The sequence below is a fragment of the Mesorhizobium sp. M4B.F.Ca.ET.058.02.1.1 genome (genome assembly GCF_003952505.1).
In the GTDB taxonomy this organism is placed as follows: Bacteria; Pseudomonadota; Alphaproteobacteria; order Rhizobiales; family Rhizobiaceae; genus Mesorhizobium.
Map to the genome: position 1 here is coordinate 3,340,673 of NZ_CP034450.1, position 24,351 is coordinate 3,365,023.

24 protein-coding genes are annotated in these 24,351 nt (G+C 64.7%); 1 reads left to right on the forward strand and 23 read right to left on the reverse strand.

Going from position 1 to position 24,351, the window contains the following annotated elements; all coding sequences use genetic code 11:
- Positions 1-27: 27 nt before the first annotated feature.
- From corA to rimP, 7 genes are all read right to left on the reverse strand, one after another.
- Entirely contained in the window at positions 28-1,122 is a 1,095-nt protein-coding gene (gene corA / locus EJ073_RS16410) for a magnesium/cobalt transporter CorA (RefSeq protein WP_126056663.1), read from the reverse strand.
- Positions 1,123-1,268: 146 nt separating this feature from the next.
- On the reverse strand, positions 1,269-2,234 hold the full coding sequence (gene truB, locus EJ073_RS16415) for a tRNA pseudouridine(55) synthase TruB (RefSeq protein WP_126056664.1): 966 nt from the start codon (positions 2,232-2,234) through the stop codon (positions 1,269-1,271).
- Positions 2,234-2,659, reverse strand: coding sequence for a 30S ribosome-binding factor RbfA (gene rbfA / locus EJ073_RS16420; protein WP_126056665.1), 426 nt, complete (start codon positions 2,657-2,659; stop codon positions 2,234-2,236). Before rbfA ends, truB begins: the two co-directional genes overlap by 1 nt.
- A 113-nt stretch (positions 2,660-2,772) precedes the next feature.
- Entirely contained in the window at positions 2,773-5,337 is a 2,565-nt protein-coding gene (infB, locus tag EJ073_RS16425) for a translation initiation factor IF-2 (RefSeq protein ID WP_126056666.1), read from the reverse strand.
- Positions 5,334-5,984: an RNA-binding protein gene (locus EJ073_RS16430; protein WP_126056667.1), complete on the reverse strand. Its 651-nt coding sequence runs from the start codon at positions 5,982-5,984 to the stop codon at positions 5,334-5,336. The genes infB and EJ073_RS16430 overlap by 4 nt, the downstream gene beginning before the upstream one ends.
- Before the next feature lie 38 nt (positions 5,985-6,022).
- A complete protein-coding gene (gene nusA, locus EJ073_RS16435) occupies positions 6,023-7,618 on the reverse strand; it encodes a transcription termination factor NusA (RefSeq protein WP_126056668.1) in 1,596 nt (531 codons plus the stop codon).
- 48 nt (positions 7,619-7,666) lie between these two features.
- The gene (rimP, locus tag EJ073_RS16440; protein ID WP_126056669.1) at positions 7,667-8,299 is read right to left on the reverse strand and encodes a ribosome maturation factor RimP; all 633 of its coding nucleotides are present in this window, start codon (positions 8,297-8,299) and stop codon (positions 7,667-7,669) included.
- A 330-nt stretch (positions 8,300-8,629) separates the two neighbouring features.
- Between rimP and EJ073_RS16445 the strand changes: the two genes are divergently transcribed.
- Positions 8,630-8,794 (forward strand): hypothetical protein, encoded by a 165-nt coding sequence (locus tag EJ073_RS16445; RefSeq protein WP_126056670.1) that lies wholly within the window; start codon positions 8,630-8,632, stop codon positions 8,792-8,794.
- Between the two features lie 58 nt (positions 8,795-8,852).
- Here EJ073_RS16445 and EJ073_RS16450 read toward each other — a convergent pair whose 3' ends face one another.
- The 16 genes from EJ073_RS16450 to EJ073_RS16525 all read right to left on the reverse strand — a co-directional run bounded on the left by EJ073_RS16450 (position 8,853) and on the right by EJ073_RS16525 (position 24,323).
- Positions 8,853-9,554, reverse strand: coding sequence for a tRNA (guanosine(46)-N(7))-methyltransferase TrmB (locus tag EJ073_RS16450; protein ID WP_126056671.1), 702 nt, complete (start codon positions 9,552-9,554; stop codon positions 8,853-8,855).
- Between the two features lie 20 nt (positions 9,555-9,574).
- Positions 9,575-10,840 carry a methionine adenosyltransferase gene (gene metK / locus EJ073_RS16455; RefSeq protein ID WP_126056672.1) on the reverse strand — a complete coding sequence of 422 codons (1,266 nt, stop codon included), beginning with the start codon at positions 10,838-10,840 and terminating at the stop codon, positions 9,575-9,577.
- 168 nt (positions 10,841-11,008) lie between these two features.
- Positions 11,009-11,428, reverse strand: a complete 420-nt coding sequence (locus tag EJ073_RS16460; RefSeq protein WP_126056673.1) for a helix-turn-helix domain-containing protein — start codon at positions 11,426-11,428, stop codon at positions 11,009-11,011.
- Positions 11,429-11,567: 139 nt separating this feature from the next.
- Positions 11,568-13,160: an apolipoprotein N-acyltransferase gene (gene lnt, locus EJ073_RS16465; protein WP_126056674.1), complete on the reverse strand. Its 1,593-nt coding sequence runs from the start codon at positions 13,158-13,160 to the stop codon at positions 11,568-11,570.
- A 137-nt stretch (positions 13,161-13,297) separates the two neighbouring features.
- Entirely contained in the window at positions 13,298-14,371 is a 1,074-nt protein-coding gene (locus tag EJ073_RS16470; RefSeq protein WP_126056675.1) for a hemolysin family protein, read from the reverse strand.
- Between the two features lie 27 nt (positions 14,372-14,398).
- Positions 14,399-14,893, reverse strand: a complete 495-nt coding sequence (gene ybeY, locus EJ073_RS16475) for an rRNA maturation RNase YbeY (protein ID WP_126056676.1) — start codon at positions 14,891-14,893, stop codon at positions 14,399-14,401.
- Positions 14,894-14,905: 12 nt separating this feature from the next.
- Positions 14,906-15,955, reverse strand: a complete 1,050-nt coding sequence (locus EJ073_RS16480; RefSeq protein ID WP_126056677.1) for a PhoH family protein — start codon at positions 15,953-15,955, stop codon at positions 14,906-14,908.
- Between the two features lie 79 nt (positions 15,956-16,034).
- Positions 16,035-17,441: a tRNA (N6-isopentenyl adenosine(37)-C2)-methylthiotransferase MiaB gene (gene miaB, locus EJ073_RS16485; protein ID WP_126056678.1), complete on the reverse strand. Its 1,407-nt coding sequence runs from the start codon at positions 17,439-17,441 to the stop codon at positions 16,035-16,037.
- A gap of 85 nt (positions 17,442-17,526) precedes the next feature.
- Entirely contained in the window at positions 17,527-18,327 is an 801-nt protein-coding gene (locus tag EJ073_RS16490; protein WP_126056679.1) for a 1-acyl-sn-glycerol-3-phosphate acyltransferase, read from the reverse strand.
- A gap of 27 nt (positions 18,328-18,354) precedes the next feature.
- Positions 18,355-18,849, reverse strand: coding sequence for a ribosomal protein S18-alanine N-acetyltransferase (gene rimI, locus EJ073_RS16495; protein ID WP_126056680.1), 495 nt, complete (start codon positions 18,847-18,849; stop codon positions 18,355-18,357).
- Positions 18,849-19,586 carry a tRNA (adenosine(37)-N6)-threonylcarbamoyltransferase complex dimerization subunit type 1 TsaB gene (gene tsaB / locus EJ073_RS16500; RefSeq protein ID WP_126056681.1) on the reverse strand — a complete coding sequence of 246 codons (738 nt, stop codon included), beginning with the start codon at positions 19,584-19,586 and terminating at the stop codon, positions 18,849-18,851. Before tsaB ends, rimI begins: the two co-directional genes overlap by 1 nt.
- A 156-nt stretch (positions 19,587-19,742) precedes the next feature.
- On the reverse strand, positions 19,743-20,858 hold the full coding sequence (locus EJ073_RS16505) for a DUF1513 domain-containing protein (protein WP_126056682.1): 1,116 nt from the start codon (positions 20,856-20,858) through the stop codon (positions 19,743-19,745).
- A 3-nt stretch (positions 20,859-20,861) separates the two neighbouring features.
- Positions 20,862-21,941, reverse strand: coding sequence for an imelysin family protein (locus tag EJ073_RS16510; RefSeq protein WP_126056683.1), 1,080 nt, complete (start codon positions 21,939-21,941; stop codon positions 20,862-20,864).
- Positions 21,941-23,548: a di-heme oxidoredictase family protein gene (locus EJ073_RS16515; RefSeq protein WP_126056684.1), complete on the reverse strand. Its 1,608-nt coding sequence runs from the start codon at positions 23,546-23,548 to the stop codon at positions 21,941-21,943. The genes EJ073_RS16510 and EJ073_RS16515 overlap by 1 nt, the downstream gene beginning before the upstream one ends.
- A 12-nt stretch (positions 23,549-23,560) precedes the next feature.
- Positions 23,561-24,046 carry a bacterioferritin gene (gene bfr, locus EJ073_RS16520; protein ID WP_126056685.1) on the reverse strand — a complete coding sequence of 162 codons (486 nt, stop codon included), beginning with the start codon at positions 24,044-24,046 and terminating at the stop codon, positions 23,561-23,563.
- Positions 24,012-24,323, reverse strand: coding sequence for a (2Fe-2S)-binding protein (locus EJ073_RS16525; protein WP_126056686.1), 312 nt, complete (start codon positions 24,321-24,323; stop codon positions 24,012-24,014). The genes bfr and EJ073_RS16525 overlap by 35 nt, the downstream gene beginning before the upstream one ends.
- Positions 24,324-24,351: the final 28 nt, after the last annotated feature.

Sequence of the window (24,351 nt, forward strand, 5' to 3'; positions counted from 1 at the left end):
GCAGTCAAACCGAAGATTTGCGTTCGACTACAACCACTTCTTCCATTTGAAGAAGGCAATGAGCCCGACAGCAACGAGGCCCATGAACACCAGTGCGGTGGGATAGCCGTAATAGGCTTTCAGCTCCGGCATGTTCCATGGCGATGTGTCAGGATCGAAATTCATGCCCCAGACGCCGACCAGGAAGGTAAGCGGCATGAAGATCACCGAGACGATGGTCAGATAGGAGATGACGTCATTGGTGCGCGCCTGGCTAAGCGACAGATGCATCTCGATCAGCCCAGTCAGCATGTCGCGCTGGGTTTCGACCAATTCGATCAGCCGCAGCGAATGATCAAGCGTATCGTTGAAGAAGACCTTGGTCTCCGCTTTCACGTAAGGCACGTCGTTGCGGATCAGCGTCGCCAGCGCATCGCGCATCGGCCAAAGCACGCCCTTCAACACATTGGCGTCGCGCCGCAACTCGTGCAACTGCCGCATCTGCTGCTTGTGCGGCGCGTGCAGCATCTCGTCCTCGATGCTGTCGACCAGTTCACTGGCGGCCTCGATCGGCGGGAAATAGCTGTCGACGATGGCGTCGATCAGCGCATAGGCGAGATAGTCGGCGCCGCGCGCGCGCAGCCGATTCGGCACCGAGCTGGCGATGCGCTTGCGCACCGGATTGAACGGGTCGCCCTCGCGCTCCTGGAAGGTGACGACGAAGTTGTTGCCGAAGAAGACCGCGATCTGCTCGTAGCGATGGGCCGTGACGTCGTCGATCATGCGCATGACGACAAAGGCGTGGTCCTCGAAGAAATCCACCTTCGGCCGCTGGCCGCTGTTGACGACATCCTCCAGCGCCAGCGGATGCAGGCTGAAGATGCGGCCGATCTCCTCGATCAGCGGGATGTTGGCAAGACCGGTGCAATCCAGCCAGACGACCGGCCACTGGTCGCAATGCGTAGTAAGATCGTCGATGCTGGCGTTCTCGATGGTTTTGAATTTCTCCGGCGAGATCAGCGTCAGCCGGAGCTCGCTGCGCCGCGCCGCGGGGTCGGCGATCAGCGTGCCCGGCGAAGCGCCGACCGGCGGCCGCCTTGTTTTCAGCGGCGCGCGCTTCCTGATCGTCTCAGCCTTTGCCATGTCCCCCTCAAGCGCAGTGTCGCCGCGAAATTAGAGCAATTCCAAGAAAAGTGTGAAACGGTTTTCCGTCCGGAATTGCCCCAAAACAAGGAGATAGAGCGGTTTGGCGTTTCCGTGAAACGATGAATCGCTCCAGCCGAACGCCGTTACCCGGCAAAGACCCGCTTGGGCTTGAACATGCCTTGCTCGATGGCGCCGATGGCGACCAGCCTGCCACGCACGGTTGCGCAGGCCTCCTCGGCCTCGACCGGCGCGTCGCGGCCACGGATGATAACCGGATTGCCGAGCCGGATCCTGGTCGCCGCGTCGTCGCTGACCACGACCTGCGGCAAGCAATCGAGCGCCGCCGCGGTCTCGACCAGCAGCGCGTCGATCGCGCCGAAGTCGATGGGTGTTTCGGGGGCGTCGGCATCGCCCTGCGCCGCATCGGGTTCGCCGAAACGCGCGGCTTCCAGTTCGGCGATGGTGACGAAGTCTTCCGGCGTGAAAGGCTCGACCTCGACGCGGCGCAGTTCCGCGATATGGCCGAAGCAGCCGAGGTCGCGGCCCATGTCGCGGGCGAGCGAGCGTACATAGGTGCCCTTGCCGCACTCGACCTCGAAAACTGTGCGGTCGGCGCCGTGCTCGACGATGTCGAGGCGGCCGATCTCGATCTCGCGCGCCGGTATGTCGACCGTCTCGCCCTCGCGGGCAAGGTCGTAGGCGCGCTCGCCCGCGATCTTGATGGCTGAGAATTGCGGCGGCGTCTGCATGATGACGCCGGTGTACTTCGGCAATAGCGCCCTCACCTCGGCCTCGGCCGGACGGCGCACCGAACTGTTGGTCACCGGGCCTTCGAGGTCGTCGGTCGATCGCTCCTCGCCCCAGGCGACCGTGAAGCGGTAGACCTTGGCGCCGTCCTGCACGTAAGGCACTGTCTTGGTCGCTTCGCCGAGCGCGATTGGCAGCATGCCGGACGCCAGCGGGTCGAGCGTGCCGGCATGGCCGGCCTTTTCAGCCTGGAACAGCCATTTGATCTTGGAGACGGCCTCGGTCGAACCCATGCCGACGGGTTTGTCCAGCACCACCCAGCCGGAAACCGGCCTGCCCTTCTTCTTGCCGCGGCGTGCCACTATTTCCCGTCCTTGTCGTTGTCGTCTTTCTTGTCTTCGGTGCGCAGATCGCGCGCCACTTCGGGCGATTTCAGCAATTCATTGATCCTGGCGAAATTGTCGAAGGATGTGTCGAGCCGGAAGCGAAACTCCGGCATGTACTTCATCTGCCTGAGCGCGCCCGAGACCCGGCCACGGATGAACTTCGCATGCTTGTTGAGCGCCTCGATTACGGCATTGGTGTCGCTGGCGCCGAGCGGCGAGACGAAAGCGGTGGCGATCTTGAGGTCCGGCGACATGCGCACCTCGGAGACCGAGACCACCGCGTTCTCGATCAGCGGATCGATGATCTCGCCGCGCTGCAAGGTTTCCGACAGCGCGTGGCGCACCTGCTCGCCGACACGCAGCATGCGCTGGGACGGGCCTGACGTGGTTGAACGGGACATTTTCCTCGGTCCTGAAATCGTGATGCGCGGGATGGGACCGCACCGCATGTCTCATGTGATGTGGGCGGCGGCCTTGCGACCACCGCCCGGTCTTCTCGACGCGTTACTCGAACTCAGAGCGTCCGGGTCACCATCTCGATGCGGAAGCACTCGATGACGTCGCCGACGCGCATGTCCTCGTAGTTCTGGAAGGCCATGCCGCACTCCTGGCCGCCCGGCACTTCCGAAACCTCGTCCTTGAAACGCTTCAGCGTCTTCAGCGTCCCTTCGTGGATGACGACGTTGTCGCGGATCAGGCGCACGCCGGCGCCACGCTCGACCTTGCCTTCGGTGACACGGCAGCCGGCGATCTTGCCAACCTTGGTGATGTCGAAGATCTCGAGGATCTCGGCATTGCCGATGAAGGTCTCGCGACGCTCCGGCGAGAGCATGCCCGAGAGGGCCGCCTTCACGTCGTCGACGAGGTTGTAGATGATCGAGTAGTAGCGGATCTCGATACCGGCGGCCGCGGCGGCGTTGCGCGCCTGCGCATTGGCGCGGACGTTGAAGCCAATGATCGCGGCACCGGAGGTCTCCGCCAGCGAGACGTCGCTCTCGGTGATGCCGCCGGCACCGGCATGGACGATGCGCGCCCGTACTTCGTCGTTGCCGAGCTTCTCGAGCGCGGCGCTGATGGCCTCGATCGAGCCCTGCACATCGCCCTTGATGACCAGCGGGAATTCCTTCAGCCCGCTCGTCTGCAACTGCGACATCATCTGCTCCAGCGAGCCGCGCTGGCCGGCATGCTTGGCCACCGCCTTCTCGCGCGCCAGGCGCTGACGGTACTCGGTGATCTCTCTCGCGCGCGCCTCGTTGTTGACGACGGCAAAGCGGTCGCCGGCCTGCGGCGTGCCCTGCAGGCCCAGCACCTCCACCGGCATCGCCGGCGGCGCTTCCTTGACGTGCTCGGCACGATCATTGACCAGCGCGCGCACCCGGCCCCACTCGTTGCCGGCGACGAGGATGTCGCCCGGCATCAGCGTGCCGGTCTGCACCAGAACGGTGGCGACGGGACCGCGGCCCTTGTCGAGCTGCGCCTCGATGACCACACCTTCGGCGGTGCGGTCCGGATTGGCCTTCAGGTCGAGGATCTCGGCCTGCAGCAGGATCGCTTCGAGCAGCTTGTCGAGATTGGTGCCCTTGGTCGCCGACACTTCGACGTCCAGCACCTCGCCCCCCATCGATTCGACGAACACTTCATGGCGCAGCAGTTCGGAGCGCACCTTCTGCGGGTCGGCGTCACGCTTGTCGATCTTGTTGATCGCCACGATGATCGGCACGCCGGCCGCCTTGGCATGGCTGATCGATTCGATCGTCTGCGGCATCACGCTGTCGTCGGCAGCAACCACCAGAACGGCGATGTCGGTCGCTTGGGCGCCGCGGGCGCGCATCGCCGTGAAGGCGGCGTGGCCGGGCGTGTCGATGAAGGTGATCTTCTGGCCGTTCTTTTCGACCTGGTAGGCGCCGATGTGCTGGGTGATGCCGCCGGCTTCGCCGGAAACGACATTGGCGTTGCGGATAGCATCGAGCAGCGAGGTCTTGCCGTGGTCGACATGGCCCATGATCGTCACCACCGGCGGACGCGACACCAGGTCTTCCGGACGGTCGGCGATGTTGAACAGGCCTTCCTCGATGTCGGACTCGGCGACGCGGCGCACCGTGTGGCCGAATTCGGTGGCGACCAATTCGGCCGTGTCGGCGTCGATGACGTCGCCCGGCTTCATGATCTGGCCCTGCTTCATGAAGAACTTGACCACGTCGACGGCGCGCTCGGACATGCGCTGCGCCAGTTCCTGGATGGTGATGGTTTCGGGCAGGATCACTTCGCGCATGACCTTCTCGCGCGGCTCGTTGTGCATCGCGCGCTTGAACTTCTCTTGACGGCGGCGCATCGACGACAGCGAACGGCCGCGCGCATCCTCGTCGGAGAGCGCCGAATTCAGTGTCAGCTTGCCGCGGCGGCGGTCTTCCTCGCCCTTGGTGGGCTTGGCCGGACGCGCCACTTCAGGCGTGACCAGGCGGCGCACGGGAGCGCCGGCGCCGGCACGCTTCGGCTTGACGTCCTCTTCATCGTCCGGCGTCGCCAATTCGGCGGCCAGCGGTGCACGCCGGCGAGCCTCTTCCTCGGCACGGCGCCGGGATTCGGCCTCGGTCTGTAGCCGCGCCTCTTCCTCGGCCTGGCGGCGCGCGGAGTCCTCACGCTCGCGCTTGCGGCGCTCTTCTTCCTCGGCGCGGCGCTTGGCCTCTTCCTGGGCGCGCTGGCGGTCTTCGATCTCGCGCGCCTTGGAGCCTTCCAGCGCCTTGCGGCGGGCTTCCATCTCGCTACGCGACAATTCGTTGAGCACCATGCCGCCACGCTCGGGCGGCGGCGGAGGCGCCTTGGGGGCTTCCTGGACGGCAGGCGCCGCCGCGGCGACGGGCTTCGGCGTGAAGACGGACACGGGAGCGGCCGCCGGCTCCGGCTTGTCGCCGGGTAGCGAGAACTTGCGCTTCTTGGTCTCGACGACGACCGCCTTAGTGCGGCCGTGCGAGAAGTTCTGGCGCACAGTGCCCTGTTCCATGCCGGGCCGCTTCAGCGTCAAGGTCTTCTTCGGCGTAACGCTCAACGTCTTGTCGTCGCCCGATTTCGTATCGCTCATTCCATATCCTCTGCGGCATCATCTTCGTCAGCAACGTCCGCAATCATTGCCAGATCGTCCGGGGAACCGCCCCGATACCGGTCGAGCGCAACCATGCGCTTCTCAACCGCCTTGCCCGCGTCTTGCGCGAGGACGGCAGCATGTATCACATTTGTACCCCCCAATGCCAAGCTCAACTCGGCCTCGGGGAAAAGTTTGTAGGCAGGGATGGCCGGCCCGCCGAGATGAACAGTTGCCCGCCGGGCCTGACTGATCTTGCGGACGCCGTCATCCGACGCTTCTGTCGCATGAAGCACCAGCAAGGCCTGGCCCTCGCGCACCGCGTTCTCGACCTTGGCGGCGCCGAGAACGACCGCGCCGGCCTTGCGGGCGAGGCCAAGCATGCCCAGCGCGGATCGGGAAAGCAGGGTGTCGACCATGCCGCCGATGTCGGCGGGAACATTCACCTGCGCCTTGAAGGCGCGGGCGAACAGGTTCTTCGCCGCGGCCTTGTCGACATGTAGGCGCTCGGCGCTGACCCAGCAACCGCGGCCGGGCAGATTTCTCTTGAGGTCCGGGACGACGGCCGAATCCGGGCCGACGACGAACCGGATCAATTCATCCGGTTCGGCCTGCTTGCGGGTGACGATGCAGGTGCGATCGTTCATCTCGTCCAGGGGCGGGTTCGGTGCGATAGGGTTTCACCTCACGCACCGACGGTTTCGTCAACCGCCGCTTCCGGCGCGGCAAGCTCGTCTTCGGTGATCCAGCCGGCCTTGAGGCGGGCAGCCAGAACCATCTGCTCGGCATCGGCGCGCGACACGCCGTGGCTGGCGAGTACGCCCGGATAGACCTTGGTCTCGCCGTCCTTGCGTTCCTTCCAGCCGGTCAGGTCGTCGGCGGCATAGCCGGCGAAATCCTCGATCGTCTTCACGCCGTCCTCGCCGAGCGTCACCATCATGGCGGTGGTGATGCCGGGGATTTCGCGCAGCTCGTCCTCGACGCCGAGCGCCTTGCGCTTGTCGTCATGCTCGGCTTCGATCTTCTCCAGATACTCGCGGGCGCGGGTCTGGATTTCCGAAGCGGTGTCCTCGTCGAAGCCGTCGATCGAAGCGATCTCGCCGGCGTCGACATAGGCGACTTCCTCGACGCTGGTGAAGCCTTCGGAGGCCAGCACCTGGCCGACCATCTCGTCGACGTCGAGGGCCTCCATGAACAGCGCCGAACGCTCGACGAATTCCTTCTGGCGGCGCTCGCTCTCTTCCTGCTCGGTCAGGATGTCGATGTCCCAGCCGGTAAGCTGCGAGGCGAGCCGGACGTTCTGGCCGCGGCGGCCGATGGCCAGCGACAGCTGGTCGTCCGGCACCACGACCTCGATGCGCTCGGCGTCCTCGTCGAGCACCACCTTGGCGACCTCGGCCGGCTGCAGCGCGTTGACGATGAAGGAAGCGGCCGACGGCGACCACGGGATGATGTCGATCTTCTCACCCTGCAATTCGCCGACCACCGCCTGGACGCGGCTGCCGCGCATGCCGACGCAGGCGCCGACCGGATCGATCGACGAATCACGCGAGATGACGGCGATCTTGGCGCGCGAGCCCGGATCGCGGGCCACCGACTTGATCTCGATGATGCCGTCGTAGATTTCCGGCACTTCCATGGTGAACAGCTTGGCCATGAACTGCGGATGGGTACGCGACAGGAATATCTGCGGGCCGCGCTGCTCGCGGCGCACGTCGTAGACATAGGCGCGGACGCGATCGCCATATTTGTAATTCTCGCGCGGGATCAGCTCGTCGCGGCGAATGATCGCCTCGCCGCGGCCGAGATCGACGATGACGTTGCCGTATTCGACGCGCTTGACGGTTCCGTTGACGATCTCGCCGATGCGATCCTTGTATTCGTCATACTGGCGGTCACGCTCGGCCTCGCGCACTTTCTGCACGATGACCTGCTTGGCCGACTGGGCGGCGATGCGGCCGAAATCCATCGGCGGCAGCTGTTCGGCGATGAAATCGCCGAGCTGGGCGTCGGGGTTGCGCTCGCGGGCCGAGGAAATGGCGATCTGGGTAGCGTAATCCTCGACCTTCTCAACCACTTCCATCAGCCGCTGCAGCTTCATCTCGCCGGTGTTGGCGTTGATGTCGGCGCGGATGTTGGTCTCCTGGCCGTAGCGCGAGCGCGCCGCTTTCTGGATCGCATCGGCCATGGCGGCGATGACGATCGACTTGTCGATCGACTTTTCACGCGCGACCGCATCGGCGATCTGCAGCAGTTCCAGTCTGTTGGCGCTTACAACCATTGTCTTTCTCCCGAGCCTGTTGCCGGACCTTTCGCCGGGCGGCTCAAATCAATTGTCCTGTTCGGTTTCGTTTTCCGTATCCACGGCTGCGTCTTCCGCTTCGCCGCGACGCTTCCTGGCTTCCTTGCGCGCCCTGTTGTCCTTCGACAGAGCGTCGCGGATGAGATCATCGGTCAGCACCAGCCGAACATCGGCGATCGCATCGTAAGGCACGCGCACCGTCGGCTCCTCGCCATAGGCCGCCTTGTCGCGGGCGATCAGCACGCCATCGGCGTCGCTCTCGGCGATCTTGCCCTTGAAGCGCTTGCGGTCGCCGACGAGGACCGATGTCTCCATCTTGACCAGATGGCCGGTCCAGGTGGCGAAATCCGACTTGCGCACCAGCGGCCGGTCGATGCCGGGCGAAGAGACCTCGAGATGATACGCCTTTTCGATCGGATCTTCGACATCGAGCGCCGGAGAAACGGCGCGGCTGACCTCTTCGCAATCCTCGACGGTCATGGTGCCGTCCTCGCGTTCGGCCATGATCTGCAGCGTCAGCCCGTTCTGGCCCGACAAATGCACCCGCACCAGGCGGAAGCCTATGCCGCGCAGCACCGGCTGCACAATCAGCGCGATGCGGGCATCGATGCCGCTTTCGCGGATGATACGGTCGTCGGCGTCGATTGCCGCTGCGCTCATCAGGTCCCTGTCGCTCTTTCTTCGTGACTGACCGGCAGGTAATAAAAAAGAGCGGGACCGGGTGGACCCACTCTTCGTCATACCGACCAAGAATTTGACGCTGATATAGACGATCCCGGCCGGCGTTTCAAGTCTACCGTGAGGACCGTGGCAAACGCGGCGGTCTTGCTGCGGACCACCAGCAAATGGAGGCCGGCCCAGGCAGCCTTGCGCCCGGCGCATGGCGTCCATGCGGTAACGCCTCTGTGATCGCTGGCGCGCCACGCCTATCTATGTTGCATCGCACAACAAGAGAAATTGCGCGCGGTGGCGCGCGAAAGGTTGAAAATCATGGGTAGCCGCAAGCTGTTTTCCGCCATCGGCGACATCTTCACCACATTCGGCAGCGCCGTTGCCGCGTCGCGCGCCGTCGAGGCCGGCCGCAGGCCTCGCACCAACGATCTGCGCAAACTTGGAATGGACCCGGCCGCCTTCGACAGGATGGGTCGCTTCTGAAAGATCGGGCGCTTCTGATGCAACTGCCCCTGGCGCGGTTAGCCGTATCGCGCCGGGCCTATGTTCTGACGAAAGTCAGATAGGCGGGCTGCCGGCCCTCACGCAGGGCCTTGGCCTCATAGCGCGTGCCTGGCCAGGCATCGTAAGGCCGATGCCAGTCGGCCGCGTCCCGCGCCTGCCATGTGAAGGCGCCGTGCGCCCGGCAGTGCAACAGTGTCCAATTCACATAAGTGTCGATGTCGGAGGCAAAACGGAATCTTCCGCTCGGCTTCAGCACCCGGGCGAAACGGTCGAGATTGACCGGACCGACAAAGCGCCGCTTCCAGTGCTTCTTCTTCGGCCAGGGATCAGGATACAGCAGGTCGATGCCGTCCAGCGAAGCTGGCGGCAGCCAGTCGAGCAGCCGTGTGGCGTCGTCGTCATAGACCCTGAGATTGGCCAGCGGCTTTTCCCTGACCGCCATCATCAGCTTGGCCATGCCGTTGACGAACGGCTCGACGCCGATAAAGCCGGTTTGCGGGGCCGCCGTCGCGCGATGCAGCAGGTGCTCGCCACCGCCGAAACCGATTTCAAGCTGAATAGCGGAAACATCGGCGGCAAACAGCTGGCGCAACTCGGCTGGCGGCTCGGCCGCCAGATCAAGCCGATAGGTCTGAAAACCGCTTTCCAGCGCCGCGGCCTGCTGCGGACGGATGGTCTTGCCGCGCCGGCGGCCGAAGAAAGCTTCGGTCGCGCGGCTCGGCCTGTCTTTTGTATCCATGGACAGGTTTGCAGTCGCCGTCAGGCGGCGACCGCATCCTTCAGCGCCTTGGCGAGATCGGTCTTCTCCCAGGAGAAGGAACCGTCGCGGCCGGCCTTGCGGCCGAAATGGCCATAGGACGAGGTTTTCGCGTAGATTGGCCGGTTGAGGTCGAGGTGGCGGCGGATGCCGGAGGGCGACAGGTCCATGACCGAGCGCAGCGCGTCCTCCAGCCTTGCCTCGTCGACCTTGCCGGTGCCGTGCAGGTCGACATAGACCGACAGCGGCTGGGCGACGCCGATGGCGTACGACAGCTGGATGGTGCAGCGGTCGGCGAGCTTGGCGGCGACCACGTTCTTGGCGAGGTAGCGCGCCGCATAGGCTGCCGAGCGGTCGACCTTGGTGGTGTCCTTGCCGGAGAAGGCGCCGCCGCCATGCGGCGCCGCGCCACCATAGGTGTCGACGATGATCTTGCGCCCGGTAAGGCCGGCGTCACCATCCGGACCGCCGATGACGAACTTGCCGGTCGGATTGATGTACCAGTTGCAGTCCTCGGCGATCTTGAGATCGCCCAGCGCCTCGCGGATATAGGGCTCGACGACCTTGCGGACTTTCTTGGAATCCCAGGTCGCATCGAGATGCTGGGTCGACAGCACGATCTGCGTCGCTTCCGCGGCCTTGCCGTCGACATAGCGCACGGTGACCTGGCTCTTGGCGTCCGGCCCGAGCTTGCCGGCCTCGCCGTCACCATCATGGCGCGCGGCGGCCAGGAGCTCGAGAATCTTGTGGCTGTAGTAGATCGGCGCCGGCATCAGGTCCGGAGTCTCGCGGCAGGCGTAGCCGAACATGATGCCCTGGTCGCCGGCACCTTCCTCGCCCTGGCGGTCGGCGGCGTTGTCGACGCCCTGGCCGATGTCGGGCGACTGGCCGTGCAGCAGGACATCGATCTTCGCCGTCTTCCAGTGGAAGCCGGCCTGCTCGTAGCCGATCTCGCGGATCGCCTTGCGGGCTACCGACTTGAACTTTGCCGGATTGACGACCGGATGACCTGCGGCGTCCTTGAGGATGTTGCCGGCCTTGTCTTTCCTCAGCAGCGTCTCTGGAACCCGGACCTCGCCGGCGATGACGACACGATTGGTCGTGGCCAGGGTCTCGCAGGCGACACGGACCTTCCAGGGATCCATGCCGGTTTTCTTGGCCTCGCGATAGACCAGATCGACGATCTCGTCGGAGATACGGTCGCAAACTTTGTCGGGATGGCCCTCGGCAACGGATTCCGAGGTGAAGAAGTAGTTCAGCCGCGTCACGGGTGTCCCCTCTTGAAAAAAATCGACAGGTTGCCGATTTTGGCGCGCCACGTGTTAGCGGTGCCGGGCGCCGCTCGTCAAGCGCCGCCGCGGTTCTGGCATGAATGTGAGCACAGTTTGTCTTGTGCCACCACCGACGGGGCGCCGTCGGTGGCACAAGCCCCTGGATCAGTCGGCGTCGTCGGTAGAAAGCGATTTCACCAGATCGATGATCCTGCGACGCACCTTGACGTCGGCAATCTTGACGAAGGCGCGGTTGAGTTGAAGCCCTTCCGGACTGCCGCAGAATTCGACGGCGAAAGCCATCGACGCGTCTTCGGCAAATCCTCGGTTGCCCACGGCCTCCTGACCCGGGGCATCCTCGAAAAAGAAGGCTACGGGCACGCTGAGGATGGACGCTATGGCCTGCAAGCGGCTGGCGCCGACCCGGTTGGTGCCTTTCTCGTACTTCTGGATCTGTTGAAACGTGATGCCGAGATTCTCACCCAGCTTCTCCTGGCTCATTCCAAGCATATTTCGCCGAAGCCTGATGCGACTTCCGACATGGATGTCGATCGGATTCGGCTTTTTCTTGTTTTCTTCTGTCATTTTCTCCTCGCCGAATTTTTCCGGCTTTTTCTATTTTTTCTTGCCCAAACGAAGCCGGAGCCAACTGCCCCAACAGAACCTCCAACCGACTTCGAGAAATTTCAGGCGCTTACAGTATGAGTTTCTAATGTGTCGGCTGTCAATTCACCCGTAGCCGCTGCCTTACATTCCATGCGAGGGCTCCCAGCGCGAACAGGAACATGATCAGCAATCCGTTAATGCGCCGCCGATCGGCAGAAATGAGGGCGCGCCCAGAGATCGGTACGCGTGCGTCGATGGCACCGCGCGTGTTGACTGCGAGCGCGTCGACAATGCGGCCGCGCGAGTCGACAATGGCGGAAATGCCATTGTTAGCCGCGCGCAACAAAGGCAATCCATTCTCCACCGCGCGAATCTGGGCCTGCCTGAAGTGCTGGTATGGTCCCGGCGTGTCGCCGAACCACGCATCGTTCGTGACGTTCACAATAAGCTGAGATGACGCTGCGTCAACCGTCACAAGGTCGGGGAAAATGACTTCATAGCAAATGAAGGGGAGCGCCCGCACGCCGTCCGGCAGCGCGATCGGATGGCGCACGTTGCCGGGCGCGAAATTCATCGGGCCGGCGACCAGTTGTTCGACCCCGAAGCGGTCGAACAGGTCGGCGAAAGGCAGATATTCGCCGAAGGGCACCAGATGGATCTTGTCGACGGCGTCGGTGATCTCGCCCTTGTCGTTGATCGCCACCACGGAATTGTAATAGCGGCTGCCGGCGCCCGCCGCCGAGCCGCCCTCTTCGCGGACGACGCCGGCGATCAGCATCTGGCCCTCGCCGAGCATGTCGCCCAGCGCGGTCAGCGCGTCCGGACGCTCGGTGAAGAGGAACGGCACCGAGGTCTCCGGCCACAGGATCAGCTGCGGCTTGGCATGGCCGGATTCTGGCGCCTTTCCCGACAGGCCGAGCAAGGTGGCGAAGATGCGGTCGCGAACCGAAGCGTCCCATTTTTCGCTGAGGTCGACATCCGGCTGCACGATTCGGACATCGACCGAACGGGTCGCCGGCTCGACCCGGGCGGCGAGCCTGGCATAGCCGAAGCCGACATGGGCGGCGACAAGCAGTATGAGCAGCGCGAAACCCAGGCGAAGCTGGCGGCGCGCCGCGACGAGAGCGGGCAGCGAAAAGACGAAGACGGCGAGCGTGTTCATGCCGATCATGCCGGTCACCGAGACGCTCTGCATCAGCAACGGCACCGGCATCGCCGCATAGCCGATGGCATTCCACGGAAAGCCGGTGAACAGGAAGTCGCGCAGCCATTCCGTCAGGCCGAAGCCGAAGGCGAGCGCGGCGATGCGGCCGATGTCGTTGCTCCAGAGCAGCCGCGCCACGACCGTGGCGAAACCGTAGAAGAATGCGAGCGCGAAGGGGATGCCGACCACCGCGAAGGGCAAGGCCCAGGCGAAGCTGTCGGCTTCGACCAGCAACGCCTGGCCGATCCACCACAGGCCGGCGAGGAAATAGCCGAAACCGAACCACCAACCGATGGCGAAGGCTGGTTTCAGCCGCCCCAGCCAGCCATCGGAGGCTTCGCCGGTCGCGCCATCGATCAGCCAGACCAGCAGCGGAAACGAGATGAAGCAGACGGCGAAGAAATCGTAGGGCGCCTGGGCGAGGACCGCCAGCGCTCCGGCGAGAAACGCCACCAGCGCCCGCCGCCACCCCCACAGCAGAATTATCCGGCCGGCCAGGCGCTGCATACAGGCTTCCGAGTCGCGCGAATCACGGCAAAAGATTTATCAGGCCGCGGTCCGCGCTCCAAACATCGATAAGCGCAATCTGATGTTATCTGTGTTACCGGTGCCAGCCCTCGATGCTGAGATCATGGGGGCAGATTTCAGGCCTGCTCGGCGCGGGCGGTGCGGCGGCGGCGCTCGCCCTTCTGGATCTGCACGATGCGCACGCGCTTGACACGGCGCGGATCGGCGTCGAGCACGTGGAATTCGAAGCCGGGGATGGCCTGCACCACCTCGCCGCGGGCAGGCACCCGGCCCAGCGTGTTGAAGATCATGCCACCGATGGTGTCGACATATTCGCCATGCTCGCCGGCAGTGAAATCCTCGCCGATCATCTTGGCGACCTCGTCGATCTCGGCCTTGCCATCGACGATGAAGTTGCCCTCGCCGGTCTGGGTGATCATCGGCTCGTCGTCGTCATGTTCGTCCTCGATGTCGCCGACCACCATCTCGACGATGTCTTCCAGAGAGGCGAGACCGTCGGTGCCGCCATACTCGTCGATCACCAGCGCCATCTGGGTGCGCGTTGTCTGCATCCTCCCCATCAGGTCGGAAGCGAGCATGGAGGGCGGTACGAACAGCACCGGGCGGATCAGGTTGAGCTCGCCGATGGTGCGGGCGAGATCGACCTGGGCGAGGTCGAGAAGCGTCGCCGCCGGGGTCTTGCGGCTGGTGCGTCCCTTCTTGACGCGAGCCAGCTTGGTGATGTGGGCCAGCACGTCGCGGATATGGACCATGCCGCGCGGGTCGTCGAGCGTCTCCGAATAGACCGGCATACGGGAATGGCCGGACTGTTCGAAAAGGCCGAGAAGATCGCCCAGCGTCGTCGTGATCTCGACCGCCTCGATGTCGGCGCGAGGCACCATGACGTCCTCGACGCGCACCTCGCGCAGGCGCAGGATGTTGTTGAGCATGGCGCGCTCGCCGGGCGAGAAGGCGCCGGCGTCGCTCGCCGTTTCGGCCAGCGCGTCCGCTATCTCCTCGCGCAGGCTGGTTCCGTTACGCTGCCTGAACAGGCCAAGCACGCGATCGAACAGGGAAGGACCGGCAGGCGATGGCTCGCTGGCGATGCTGCCGGTCGTGGTACTCGGACTCGAGCCCTCTTCCGTCTTTTCGGAAGGCTTGGCCGCACTGCCGGCGTCGGGGCGGGCGGCAGTCTCTGGTTTGTCGTTCATCGTCGTCCGGTCAATTGGTCTTTTTAGTTACGCGTAGGGATCGGGAATGGCAAGCCTCGCAAGCGCGGCGCGCTCGATCGCTTCCATCTCCTCGGCCTCGGCGTCGGTCTCGTGATCGTAGCCCAGCAAATGCAGCAGGCCATGGATGACGAGATGGGTGATATGGTTCGCCACGGGCTTGTCTTCCAGTGCCGCTTCCCGTGCGACTGTCTCGGCGGCGAGCACGATATCGCCCAGCATCGGCGGCAGCGGACCGTCCTTCGATAGCGGAAAGGCAGGGAAAGACAAGACGTTGGTCGGGTTGTCCTTGCCGCGCCAGCCGGCGTTGAGCTCGCGGATATGAGCGTCGTCGGCAAAGACGATGCTCAGCTCGGAAGCGCCCTCGATGCCGGTTTCGGCAAAGGCGGCAGCTGCGGCGCGATCGACCAGGCGCGTCAGCGCCATCTCATCGGGCCAGTCGCCGGCCTCAATCGAAATATCGATGTCGACGGGCAGGCCGCCGGGTTTCCTGTCTTCAGCCATGCGGCTTTTTCGTCAGCTTTCCGCGCCCAGGCCCCTGGCCAGTTTGCCGTCCCGGTCATAGGCCTTGACGATCTCGGCGACCAGCGGATGCCTGACGACGTCGCCCTCGTTGAAGCGTACCGTCACCATGCCGGTTACGCCGTCGAGGATGCGGAGCGCCTCCACAAGGCCGGACTTGGTGTTCGGCGGTAGGTCGATCTGGGTCGGATCGCCGGTGACGATCATGCGCGAATTCTCGCCGAGACGGGTGAGGAACATCTTCATCTGCATCGGCGTGGTGTTCTGCGCTTCGTCGAGGATGACAGCGGCGTGCGCCAAGGTGCGGCCGCGCATGAAGGCCAGCGGCGCGATCTCGATCACTTCGGCAGCGATCGCCCGCTCGACCTTGTCGGCCGGCATCATGTCGTAAAGCGCGTCGTAGAGCGGCCGCAGATATGGATCGACCTTCTCCTTCATGTCGCCGGGCAGGAAGCCCAGCCGCTCGCCGGCTTCGACCGCCGGCCGCGACAGCACGATGCGCTCGACCATGCCGCGTTCGAGCAGCATGGCGGCATGCGCCACCGCCAGATAAGTCTTGCCGGTGCCGGCCGGGCCGATGCCGAAGACGAGCTCGGAGCGCTCCAGCGCGCGCATATAGGCGTCCTGGTTGAGCGAGCGGGCATAGATCGTCTTCTTGCGCGTCGCTATCTGAGCGGCGGACATCTTGCCCTTGCGCTCCAGCGTCGGCAACGTCAGTTGGTCGTCGGCGGCGATCGCCATGCGCACGGCGCCGTCGACGTCGGACTGACCGATGTCGACGCCCTTCTGGAGAATGCCGTAGAGGTTGTCGAGCGCGCGGCGCGCCTGCTCGGCGGCAGAGGCCGAGCCCTTGATGGTCAGCTGATTGCCGCGCGAGCGGATGTCAACGCCCAACTTCTGCTCGAGCCTGGCCAAGTTTTCGTCGAACTGGCCATACAGGGCGCTGGCAAGCTTGTTGTTGTCGAAGGTCAGAACGATGTGCGCCATGTCGGAAGCCCCAGATGCCTGGTTCGGGGGCAAGTTCTTCAGTTCAGCAGCGCTCAACCGTCTCTCCTCATCTGCCGAGGCTTGTGGCTATGCATGTCGTTGTCCCAAACCCGCGGGCACTTTTGGGCGACATGCATCAGGCCAACTCGGCGAACAGGCTATTGTAGCCCGTCCTTGTGATTCGTACCTCGATAATGTCACCGATTTCGCCGGCCTTTTCATCAACAATAACCGGCTGCAGCCAGGGCGAGCGGCCGACCTTCTGGCCGGCCTGGCGGCCCGGCTTCTCGATCAGCGTATCGATGGTCCTGCCGACAAGGCTCGCGCCGAAACCCTGCTGCTGCTCCAGGAGTAGCGCCTGCAGGCGCTGCAGGCGCTCGTCCTTGACGGATTCCGGCAGGTGGCCGGCCATTTCGGCGCCTGGCGTGCCTGGACGCGGCGAATATTTGAATGAGAAGGCCGAGGCATAGTTGACCTCGCGCACCAGCTGCATGGTCGCTTCGAAATCGGCTTCCGTCTCGCCGGGAAAGCCGACGATGAAATCGCCGGACATGGCGATGTCGCCGCGCGCGGCGCGGATGCGATCGATGAGCGCCAGATAGTCGCGCGCCGTATGCCTGCGGTTCATCGCCTTCAGGATGCGGTCCGAACCCGACTGCACCGGCAGATGCAGATAGGGCATCAGCGCCGGCAGGTCTCGGTGGGCGGCGATCAATTCATCATCCATGTCGCGCGGATGGCTGGTGGTGTAGCGCAACCGCGCCAGGCCAGGAATCTCGGCCAACCTAGACAGCAGGCGGCCAAGCCCCCACTCCTCGCCGCCTTCGCCCTCGCCGTGCCAGGCGTTGACGTTCTGGCCAAGCAGCGTCACTTCACGCACGCCGGCTTCCGCCAGGCGCTCGGCCTCGGCGACGATCTGCGCCACCGGCCGCGAGACTTCCGAGCCGCGCGTGTAGGGCACGACGCAGAAGGTGCAGAACTTGTCGCAACCTTCCTGCACCGTGAGAAAGGCGGTGACGCCGCGCTTGGCGACCTCGGCGCGCTTCGGCTGCGGCAGGTGCTCGAACTTGTCCTCGACGGCATAGTCGGTCTCGACGATCTTCTCGCCGCCACGCACCCTTGCCAACACGTCGGGCAGCCGGTGGTAGGTCTGCGGACCGATGACCAGATCGACGGCCGGCGCGCGGCGGATGATCTCGGCGCCTTCGGCCTGCGCCACGCAGCCGGCGACGCCGATCAGCAGCTCACGTCCCATCCCGGCCCGTTCAGCTTTCATGTCGCGAATGCGGCCAAGCTCGGAATAGACTTTTTCCGCCGCCTTTTCCCGGATGTGGCAGGTGTTGAGCAGGACCAGGTCGGCATCATCGACAATATCGGTCGCGACATAGCCGTCCGTCGCCAGCGCATCGGCCATGCGCTGCGAGTCGTAGACATTCATCTGACAGCCATAGGTCTTGACGAAGACTTTCTTCGTCGCAGCAGGCGCCGCCAGGCTGTCGGGCGCGATGCCGATATCGTTCCGTTCTGTCGTGTTCAGGTCCATCGGGCGGCTTCTAACGCCTTTCGGTGACAAAAAACAGACGATTCTGCGCCGTGGCGCCGCGCCCCTCGAACGCGCAACGGCGGCGTCAGCGGCTCGGGCGTGGCTCGGCGAGCGCCGCCTGCACCATCTCGCGCACCCGGCTTTCCATCAGCCTTGCCGTCTCCTTGCGGTTCGAGCCCTTGGAAAAGGCGATCGGCTCGCCGAAATGCAGCTCGACATCGAGCGCGCCCTCGGCGAGCAGCACCTTGAGATGCGGCATCAGGTCCTCGTCGCCGATCCAGGCGGCGATCGGCCGGTGGCGGCGTCCGAGCGGCACGCCATGCAGCCTGGTGTAGACGATCGCCACCGGCTGGATGAACACTGCCTCCGTCGCCCCTTCCGAAATCGCCATCGAGGCGGCGCCGAACAGCGTGCTCTTGAAGGGCAGCAGCAGATTGCCGTCGCCGGTCGAGCCCTCGGCGAACAGGACCATGGCGTCGCCATTGGCCATGCGGCTGGCGATTTCGCTGGCCTGGTCGCCCGAGCTGCGCTTGCGCTCGCGCTCGATGAAGACGGTGCGCTGCAGCTTCGAAAGCATGCCGATCATCGGCCAGTTCGCCATGTCGGCGCGGGCGATGAACTTCACGTCGACCCTGGAGCCGAGCACCATGATGTCGGTCCAGGAGATGTGGTTGGACGCGACCAGCAGTGGGCGCCTGGCCGACAGCGCGCCCTTGACGTGGATGCGCAGGCCGAGCGCCCTGGCGATCATCCGGTGCCAGATCTTGAGGATGAGGGTTTCCGGCCACAGCCCGGTCTTCATCGACAGGATCTGCAGCGGCACCAGGACCAGAGAGCCGGCGACGACGAGGCTAAGCGCCAGGAAAATCCTGATTTTCTTGATCATTCGCTCCGGCCCTGACCCGCGCCTTGGCTAGCGAAGATCGCGGCGCATGACAAGCGCGCCGGTCGGGCCGCGCTCGGGGGATCTGTAGTAGTTGGCGCGCTTGCCGACCTCGCGGAAGCCGAGGCGCCGATAGAGCGCGATGGCCGCGACATTGGTCTCGTCGACCTCGAGGAACAGCGCCTCGGCGCGTTGCGCGTGCAATTCGCGCAGCAGCGCGTCCATCAATTGCCAGCCAAGCCCCTGGCGGCGGTGGGAGCGGGCGACGGCTACGGTGAGAATCTCGCCCTCGCCCGCCGCCAGCCGCGCCAGCACGAAGCCGACCGGCGGCTTGCCGCCCTGTCCGGTTTCGCGCGCGGCATAGCCGAACACGGTGTGCTGTTCGAGCAAAGCCGCGAACTCGCCGTCGGTCCACGGCCGCACAAAGTCCTCGTGATGCAGCGCCGAGATCGCCTCGCTGTCGGCAACTGTCAGCGGCTGAAGCGCATAGTCCCTACGGCGCGGCTGAAAGAAGGGAATGCGCATCAACTCTTTTTTCCTTCTGGACCATGATCTTGCCCAAAAACCGGGTTCCACTTTTTGGGATCATGGTCCTGTCTTGGAAGAATGAAGCCGGCCTGCGGCTTGGCATCGGCGCCGCGCAGATAGAGCGGTTTCGGCTTTTCGCCCGCGCCTTTTTCAGCGGCTAGGCGGGCATAGACCGCTATGTCGGCGGTGGCGCCGGTCGGGCCGATGTCGAAAGCGCGCCCGCCCGAGGCGGCGATCTCTTCCGCGGCTGTGCCGGCAAGCACAGCGGACGTCTCCACCGCTATCGCAGTGGCTTGCGCAAGCGTGGCCACCACCGGACCGTAAGTCAATACTAACGCTTTGTCGAAGGCGGCGGCATGGATCTCCTCGCGCCCGGCGTCAAGGGCGGCAAGCACGGCGCGGCCGGGAAAGGATGCGGCCGCTTCCGCAGCCAGGGCTTCGAGCGTGGTCACGCCAATTGCCGGGATCTTCAGCGCCAGCGCCAGGCCGCGCGCCGTAGCGACGCCGACGCGCAGGCCGGTGAAGGAACCCGTGCCGACGGAGACGGCAATGGCGTCGAGGCCTGCGTAGCGGGTCTTCGCCGCTTTAAGCGCCGCGTCGATGACCGCCATCAGATGCTCGGCATGACCCTTGCCGAGGTCGAGCACCTGGCGGCCAAGCTCGCTCTCCGCCGCCGTGTCATAGACGCAGGCGGCGCAGAGAGTGGCGGCACAGTCGATGGCAAGCAGCTTCATGGTGGCCAGTTAATGCCTTGGGTCGAAAAAACAATTCCCTGTGCCCAACACGGCCCGTCCCTGCAAGGGGCAAGCTCGACATTTGTTAAGCGGCTTAACCTCGGCCGGCCGGAAAATGATCCTATTGAGGACAGCGCCGACCAGGGGTCTTGAGATTCAGGCCGCCTGCTCGATGCGCAGCATGTGGTTGTCCCAGATATAGTCGGGCTCGGAGCGCATCGTGCCATTGCCCTCGACGATCTCCCCGGTGCCGGTCGTGGCCATGAAGCCCGAACCGTCAGGCGCCAGGCCGCAGACCTCGACCAGCGCCCTGGTGGCGACGATGCGGCCGCTGGCGGCGTCAATGACGGCGAGCGAATTGCCCTCCGGCGATGTGACGGCGACGGTGCCGGCGGCCGGATTGGCGGCGACCGAGCCGATATAGTTGCGGAAGCCCGCGAGCACATCCTGCGGCACGTCGAGCAACTGTAGGTCCTTGCCGCGCGCCGCGCGACCGATCAGCAGCGGCCGGTCGGTCGCCGGGCCGCGATACTGGCAGCCGAACCAGACCGTGCCGGACTGGTCGCAATCCATGTGCCGGATAGACAGCTGGTGCAGCGCCGAGGGCAATTCGTGCTTTTCGATCAGATCGCCGGTGATGCGGTCGACCAGAACGTAGGACGGCTTCATGGTGGCGATGTTGAGCTCGGCGCGGCCGTAATCCGGATGGGTCTCGATGCCGCCATTGGCGACCGCGATCGTCCGGCCATCGCCGAGCAAATGCAACTCATGCGGCCCCATGCCGTAGGTCGGGAATTCGCCAACGCGCCCGAAACCTGAGCGCGCGTCATAGACGCCGACGACGCCGGCGGCGTTGTCGAAGTCATTCTCGGTGGCATAGAGCAGCGCGCCGTCGGTCGAGAAGACGCCGTGGCCGAAGAAATGTCGTCCGGTGACGCTTGCGATGGTCAGCGGCTTGTCGCGACGGGTGTGATCGAAAACCACGGCAAAGGTGCCGGGCTGCCGGGCAAAGACCACGGACCGCTTCGAGATCGGATCGAAGGTGACATCGTGGCCACGGTCGGGCAGATCGATCGCATGCAGCACATTGCCTGCCTCGGACAGCACGGCGGCGCCATAGCTGCCGTCGCGCTTGACGAAGGCGGTGGCGAAGACCGCGTCGGCATCAAGCGTCTTTGCCCAGGCCCGCGGCGCCATCCCGGCGATGAAGCCGGCGCCGGCGGCCCGCAGGAAATCGCGGCGGTCGATCAGCGGCGTGCGGGGCAAGATCATCGCTCAGTCCCCATCCAGCGAGGAGAAGCCGGCGGTCAGGCCGAATTCGGCGGTCAGCCTAGTGCCGATCAAGGTCGTCAGGCTCGAGGTGATCAGCGCGAAATGATCAAGCTTGTCTCGCAGCTCCGGATCGGCGAGCGCCTTGTCGATCGGACCGGTGACGGATTTGGCGGTCGCAACACCATTGGCGAGCTGGATGTGGATGGACTCGGCCATCCATTGCGCATCGGCCGGAAGCGCATCGCCAAGCTTCGAAGCCACGAACAGCGCATCGATACCGGAGAGATTGCCGGCCAGGGAATTCGTCGTGTTTTGCGAGCGCCAATAGATCGCCTGCCTGGGCTTGTCGCCGTCCGGCTTGCCGCCCAGGAACCCTTTGAGGCGCACGTCGCGGACCATCTCCAGCTCGTTGATGAAGACGCCGACCAGCTCGGTCACCGCTTCGGTGCCGTCGCGGTAGAGCGCGTTCTGCGGTCCCGGGTTGGCCCAGAGCGCGGCAAATCCGTCCGGCTTCTTCCACGCCACATCAACCTCGGCGGCCATCGTTTCGATATTGCCGGCGACGGCCGCGCCGTAGCCGCAGCGATAGGGATCGTCCTTGCCGGCAAGGGCGTCGGCGCCGTCGCCGTAAAGCACGAACTCGAGCGCGCCGAGCCCTTGCATGGCGACGCTCTTGTCCGCCAGTTGCGCCGGATCGGTGGCGGTCGGGTCCTTGCCGGCCAATGCCGCCTGCACCTGCTTCAGGCCGATACCCTTGCGGTCCGGCCAGTAGAGCATGCGCTCCAGCCGGTTGTTCTCCTTGATCGGCCCGAAAGCGATGATTTCAGCCGATGACCAGGCCTCGACCGTGGCCGAGAACTCGACACGCGCCGCCTCGAGGCTGCCTTGCGACGGCGCATTGCACAGCGTCCGCATGGCCTTGGTCAAGCTGCCGGCATGGTCGTGCAGGCTGGCATAGGCAGGGCGGATAAAGCCATCGATCGCCCGCTGGATGACAGCGGAAGCCTTCACCTCAGCCGATGCCGGGGAAACGCCAAACAGCGCCAGGGGAAAGAGGAGAGCAAACGCAAGACGCTTCGACATCACAGGGACTCCAGGAATTTGACCAGCGCATCGCGATCGGCAGCATCGGCGGCGGCAAAGCGGTCGCGCGCCTTCTGCCCCTCGCCGCCATGCCACAGGATCGCCTCGGCGAGGGTGCGGGCGCGCCCGTCATGCAGGAAGAACATATTGCCGTTGACCGTCCCGGTCAGGCCGATGCCCCACAGCGGCGGCGTGCGCCATTCGCTGCCGGTCGCGTCGCCGACAGACTGTCCATCGGCGAGGCCCGGCCCCATGTCATGCAGCAGGAAGTCGGAATAGGGCCAGATCAACTGGAAGGCCTGCGCCTTGTTGGGCGTGCCGCGCAAGGTGACGAATTTCGGCGTATGGCAGGAAATGCAGCCCATCTCGTAGAACTGCTTCTTGCCTGCCAGCACCTGGCGGTTATCGATGTCACGCCGGGCCGGCACGGCAAGGTTCTGCGAATAGAAGGTGACGAGATCCATGACCGGCGGCGGCGCCTCGACCGGGCCGAGCCGCTGCTGCACGCCGTTCGGCATGGCAAGGCAGGCCTTTTCGGCCTCCGTGCAGTCGCCCCAATGTTTCGGCGCCTCCGGCGTCGAGATGCCGATGTCGCCGGCAAAGGCCTCCGCCGCCTGCTCGCGGATCGACGCGGTCTGCGCCTTCCAGCCGAAGCGGCCCAAAGTCACCTCGCCGCTCAACTCATCACGCACAATATTCGGCCGACCGAAGATGCCGTCGCCGTCGCGATCGTCCGGATCGACATGGGCGAGGATGTCGGCGGGCGCGATCTGCTCGATCAGGCCAAGGCCGATCATCGGCGGCGTCAGCCGCGGCGACAGCGTGGTGCGCGGATCGAGCGGACCATACGCCAGCCCTTCGACGGAATAGCTCGGCTTGCGCAGCGAGACGACGGAGCCGTCGGCGAGCGTCACTTTCTCTTCCTGGTAGCCAACGCGCATGCGGCCTTCGCCCTTGAGGCCAGGAACCGCCAGCTCCTGCAATTGCGAGCCGTAGACCGGATCGGGGAAGTTCAGCAGCTTGTGACCGGCAAGCTCGGCTTTCTCTTGCTCGCTGCTTGCATCGCGCGCCAGGCGCAGGAACATCGAGGTGGCGCCGGCGCCACCTGCCGGCGGGCGGCCGCGGCCGTCCTTCAGATGGCAATTCTGGCAGGCGCGCTCGTTGAACAGCGGCCCAAGACCGTCCGATGCCTGCGTCGAGGACGGCGAGGAGACCCAGTTCTTGCGGAAAAGCGCATTGCCGAGCTTGAAGTTGCCCTCCTCCTCGAAGGTGATGTTGGCGGCGGGCTGGGAGAAGGCGTCGCGGCTGACGTCCTTGCGCGAGGTGCCGGCGCCACCCTGTATCAGCTCGAATGACTCGGGTTTGGAGAAGTCCGCGGTTGGCCTGGTGACGGCGATGACGCGCGCCAGGTCCTTTGGCGTCAGATCGCTGCGCGTGGCGGCAAGGTCTGCGGGCAGCGGGTCTCCAGCCAGCGCTGAAGCGGTGGCCATCACGGAAATGAGAGAAAGCCCGCGAACCAGCCAGGCCAGCGAGCTTTCCCTGGAAGGCGAGGAAGGCGAGCCTTCGGCCCGCCGCGAGCGGCGCAGGAAATCTAGGCGGCGCCGCATTCCCGCATGTCCTTACTCCGCCTCGTTGGCCGAGTCGGCATTGAGCTGGCCGTATTTCTCCTCGCCGATCGAGGCGAGCAGGTCGAGCTGCGTCTCGAGGAAGTCGATGTGACCTTCCTCGTCGGCAAGCAGTTCCTCGAACAGTTTCATCGACACGTAGTCGCCGGCCTCCTGGCAGATCTCGCGCGAGCGCTTATAGGCGGTGCGCGCGTCATACTCGCCGGCAAGATCGGATTCGAGCACTTCCTTCACGTTCTGGCCGATGCGCAGCGGCGCCACGGACTGCAGGTTCGGATGCCCCTCAAGGAAGATGATGCGGGCAACGAGCCGGTCTGCATGCTGCATTTCCTCGATCGATTCCGCCCGTTCCTTCTTCGCCAGCTTGGTGTAGCCCCAGTCTTCGAGCAGGCGATAGTGGACCCAGTACTGATTGACGGCCCCCAGCTCCAGAAACAGGGCCTCGTTAAGCCGCTCGATGACCTGCGGTTCGCCTTTCATGGGTTCTGCTCCCGTATTGGCCGCGCAAGCCTCTGACGCGGTCCAGGTGTGAAACGATGTCGGCGCCGCTCGCCTCAGAGCGGGCGTGGTAGTGCTCGGTGACCCGAATGATCGTTTCCACCACATTTGGGAAGCAGCCGCAACAGCGACCGCGCTTGCGCATGGCATGATAGACCTTGGCCGGCACGATGAGCTGCCAGGGATCCTCATCCAGCAGCCCTACGATCGTCTGCTCGATCTCCTTCTCGGTGATGATGTTGCAATGGCAGATCAGCATTCACTTGCCCTGGCTGACGGCGCCGCTC